The organism is Psychromonas sp. (assembly GCF_047632995.1).
Taxonomy (GTDB): domain Bacteria; phylum Pseudomonadota; class Gammaproteobacteria; order Enterobacterales; family Psychromonadaceae; genus Psychromonas.
Genome location: NZ_JBLIEK010000195.1, coordinates 1 through 4,398, shown reverse-complemented (window position 1 = coordinate 4,398; position 4,398 = coordinate 1). Strand labels below are relative to the sequence as shown.

Sequence of the window (4,398 nt, the reverse complement as noted above, 5' to 3'; positions counted from 1 at the left end):
AAACACCAGTCGATAATCCGAGCGAAAAGGCTTTAAAGGGTTTAAAACATCGACACCTGTAAGCAATGCAGTGGTGCATTTAAGATTACGGTAGGTATTGTCAAATCGGCAGGAAAGCCAACTTGCACAGCAAATGCTACCCTGATGTTCATTAGACACAGGGATGTGCCTAATGAACATCAGTTGGTGACCTAAAACTTCTCATTCACCTAAATATAAAAGTTAACGAAGTCGTCGAATTATTGTTTCACAAACTAGAGCGCCGTCTCAGATAAGTCAGTTTGAATAAAAATAGTTCATCATTATAAACAAAAGCCATGTTCAAACCTAGTTTTCCAAAAGTGAGTGTCGCTTTTCTGCATTTTGAATTACGAAGAAACTGTTGAGTAATGGACGGCAGTTTGCCGACAGTCTCGGCATTATTGATATATAAGGGCTGTCGATATGCAAAATATGAGTTGAGAAGTATTCTCATTTTATAAAAAATGACGTTTTATTTTACTTGTACTTTTACCAACACTCTTAAAAGTATTATAAATTCAACCTATAGTGACCCTATTCCGTCCCTTTTTCTTTGATAAGTACAACGCTTCATCTGCCCGGGTAATAAGTTGATCAATATTCAGGTCATAACTGATTAATTCAGCGACACCAAAACTCATTGTTACACTGAGGCTTTTTTCGTCATCTCCCATTACTAATTCGGAAATTCTTTGACGTAATTTACACGCTAACAAATGAGTATCTCGAACCGTGGTTTGCGGTAATAAAATAATATATTCTTCACCACCAAATCGAGCTAATATATCCGTATTTCGTATACATTCATGTAATCTATTAGCAACAGATTTGATAACTTCATCACCTACAACATGTCCATAGGTGTCATTGACACTTTTAAAAAGATCAATGTCTCCTATTATTACGCTTAGAGGAAGTTTATTTTGTTTTGCGTTAGCAATCGCGTTATCAGCTAATAAAGTAAATGCTCCTCGGTTTAAAATTCCACTGAGTGCATCGTATTTAGCTTCATATTGAAGCCGCTTTGCATATCGAGAAATCTTGGATACCATAGGCCGAAAAATAAATAAGGCCTCAAGAAAAATAGTTAAAATCATGATCCAAAAAACCACATTTTGTGCACTCTGCAATGCTTCAATCCTATTTAACCCCTCTATTTCGTATTGATTGACAACTTCATGTAAGCCATCAAGTAAGGAGTCTCTAGCCAACATAACAAAATCAAAGGAATGAATATCGAATGGCAATTTTTCTACCAAAGGATCGACCGCCAGAGCCCTTTCAATCGATTGGGTAAAAAGCTTTGTGTTTTTATAAACATCGAATGGGGCTGAAAAATATAAAGCATCTAGTTCAGGCGACAAAGATTTTAGCCTATCAATTTTTTTCGTTGTATCCGGGTATCCGATTAATGCAACCTGATTACGGTGCATTTTTTTAATTGCATTATACGCAATGTCATGAGACCTGTTTGAACCCGACACCAAATATTCAATGGTAAAAAAGCTCGCACGCTGAGATAACATTCGCTGTTGACCGCTAATATTGATAATTGTACCGGTCTGACTTTGCTCATCGATAACTCTGCCTAATACCAAGTGTACTATGCTTGATAATATTGCTATCAAGGCGAGTGACATAACATAAGTAAGCGTCATATATTTACTAGGATTTTTTATTTCATAAGACACACTACTGGCACTAGAATTCGGCTGCAAAGTTTGCTGCACCTTTTATATTAATTATTTTATATTAATTATTTTGTATAAATTATTAATTGCTCGATATTTTGAGCATTGAGACGGTCTTAAATGTGTTTACAAATGTCATTCTATCTTAAACTACACGTATTAAATAGTAACCGACACTTACTAATAATAGATAGTAACTATATTTGAACTATATTTGAACCTTATTTGAACTATATTAAACTATCTTGAGCTTGATTGTGATTTATTTTTGGGATGTTGCTTCTCTATAATTAGCGATTATTCTTAACAATTAATTTACAGGACTTTTTGTTATGGGCATGCATTACTTGCAACAAGGGGCATTACTATCAGTTATGAAATCATCAGAAATTTATTTCATAACATGCACAAAGTAGAGTGCCGCCTCCGATAAATCTGTTTGAATAAAAATAGCTCATCATTATAAACAAAAGCCATGTTCAAACCTAGTTTTCCAAAAGTGAGTGTCGCTTTTCCGTATTTTGAATTACAAGTTAACTGTTGAGTAATGGACGGCAGTTCGCCGACAATCTTGGCATTATCGATATATAAGGGTTGTTGATATGCAAAATATGAGGTGAGAAGTATTCTCATTTTATAAAAAATGACGTGTATTTTACTTACTCTCGTGTTTTGTTGTTGCTAGATAATTACCCAAAGTAAATAGTCAAGTATTGGTAATAATACTCAATCTACTTTTCGTTGTGTTTAACGGCATTTTTATCACGTAGCTTTGTTATGTTTTAAGTCAGGTAGGTAAAGTACAAATGTAAAAACGTACACAAGACAATAAATTAGGACTTAAAAACAATTTACTATTTTTCATACCCCAAAATGTTATCAAACAATTCTAATTATTTTATTTAGGCGTTATATCCTAATTAAGAGCAGGAAATACAGATAAATGTTGAAATAGTCGACCACTGGATTGAAAACTAATATCGTAATGGTCAGCGGTGTTGATGTTTTGTTTTCGAGATTCAACAGTACAATGTGACTTCTTAAAACTCTGGGTGTTTTATGTTAAAAAGCTAAAAATATCGGATGTTATTACTAAATGATGCTCTAGAAGTTTCTAAAATCATGTCTAAATTTAATGTCGGTAAATTGAACGAAATTGGAAGACTAATAAAATTTAATATTCTTCTGATCCTTCTTTTAACCATGGTTATGGCAACAGTCTTAAGCAGATCTATTGGGTTATTTGTAATTGCCATTCGAATCTTTTTTTAGTGATGGAAGTTTCAAAATACTTAACTGGAATGGGCAGCATAAAAATCAATTTTTAAACTGAATTTTACTGGTTTTTTGCAAAATAATATTGCCGAAACACTATTATCGTACCACTACAATCTAATAAAGAGTGGTAGTTACTTTGCTTCAGCATATAAAATTTGTGTAGCTCTGCTATATCTTCCATCTTGGACGTCATGTTATTTCAACAAACTTAACCGCGTATGTTTTTGGGCTCGCATATGAGATTCTATTGTTTATAAGACTGTAATAATGTTGAACGTATGGATCGTGCTGTGTTTATAATAAACCTTTCTGATCGTAGTTCATCACATTAACAAGAATTTTATTATGAAAAAGCTAGTTTGCATTTGTAGCGTCGTACTTATTATTATATCGCTGTCATCTTATGGTTTCTTTAATGCTTCAGAACCACTCAATGTTCGTCTTACAGAACACAACATAAACACCTCATCTGGTATCACTCAGGGCCAATCTTTTCCCATTTCTGGAACAGTAATCAGTTGGTTTGACATTCCCTATGCACAGCCTCCAGTTGGTGACTTACGCTGGCGGGCTCCACGACCTTTAAGTACACCCAATAAAATCATTGTCGATAAACCTGTCACAGCTTGTGTTCAAGAAGCTTCTGATTACGGGGGGATTGCTGGGGAAGGCATCGTGGGTAAAGAAGATTGTTTATATCTTGATATTCGTGCTCCAAAGGACTTTGTAGATAAAAACTACCCAGTGATGGTCTGGATCCATGGGGGTGGCAATATTAACGGTCACAAGGATTACTACAATTATAGTAATTTAGTTGCTGAAAAAAATGTCATTGTGGTGGCGATTAATTACCGTCTTGGAGCACTTGGTTGGTTTAACCATCCAGCTATTCAGGGGTTGCAGGAGGGTTTTGATAAAAGCTCAAACTTTGGCAGCTTAGACATTATCGAGGCCTTAAAGTGGGTGCAAAGCAATATTACTGCGTTTGGCGGCAACCCAGATAATGTCACCATTTTTGGTGAATCTGCTGGTGCCCATAACGTTTACACCATGCTGGCAACGCCCTTATCTAAGGGGCTGTTTCACAAGGCCATTGCACAATCCGGTTACACCATCAGCAACAGTTTAGAGAATGCCTATGATCATCAGGATGAAAATGCCTATGTCACTCAGGGTTCATTGCGTATGGTTGAAAATCTGCTATCCGCTCAGGAAGGCCAAAGCCAGACATTAAAGACGCCAGAGCAACTTCGTACCATTTTAAAAAGTGTCAGCGCAGTGTCTTTAATGGCACAGTATGCTGACAAGCCCGGTATCATTGACTATCAACCACTGACAACTAACGACGGGATTGTTATACCCAAAGAGGGCCTTGCAAGGGCTTTAAGCAACCCCCTTTATGCAAAAA

2 protein-coding genes are annotated in these 4,398 nt (G+C 35.8%); one reads left to right on the top strand and one right to left on the bottom strand.

Annotated elements, in window-relative coordinates:
• Window positions 1–539: 539 nt before the first annotated feature.
• Window positions 540–1,739, bottom strand: coding sequence for a GGDEF domain-containing protein (locus ACJAT7_RS18055; protein WP_415228188.1), 1,200 nt, complete (start codon window positions 1,737–1,739; stop codon window positions 540–542).
• 1,596 nt (window positions 1,740–3,335) lie between these two features.
• Here ACJAT7_RS18055 and ACJAT7_RS18050 point away from each other — a divergent pair.
• On the top strand, window positions 3,336–4,398 hold a 1,063-nt coding region (locus tag ACJAT7_RS18050), incomplete at its 3' end, for a carboxylesterase family protein (protein ID WP_415228187.1).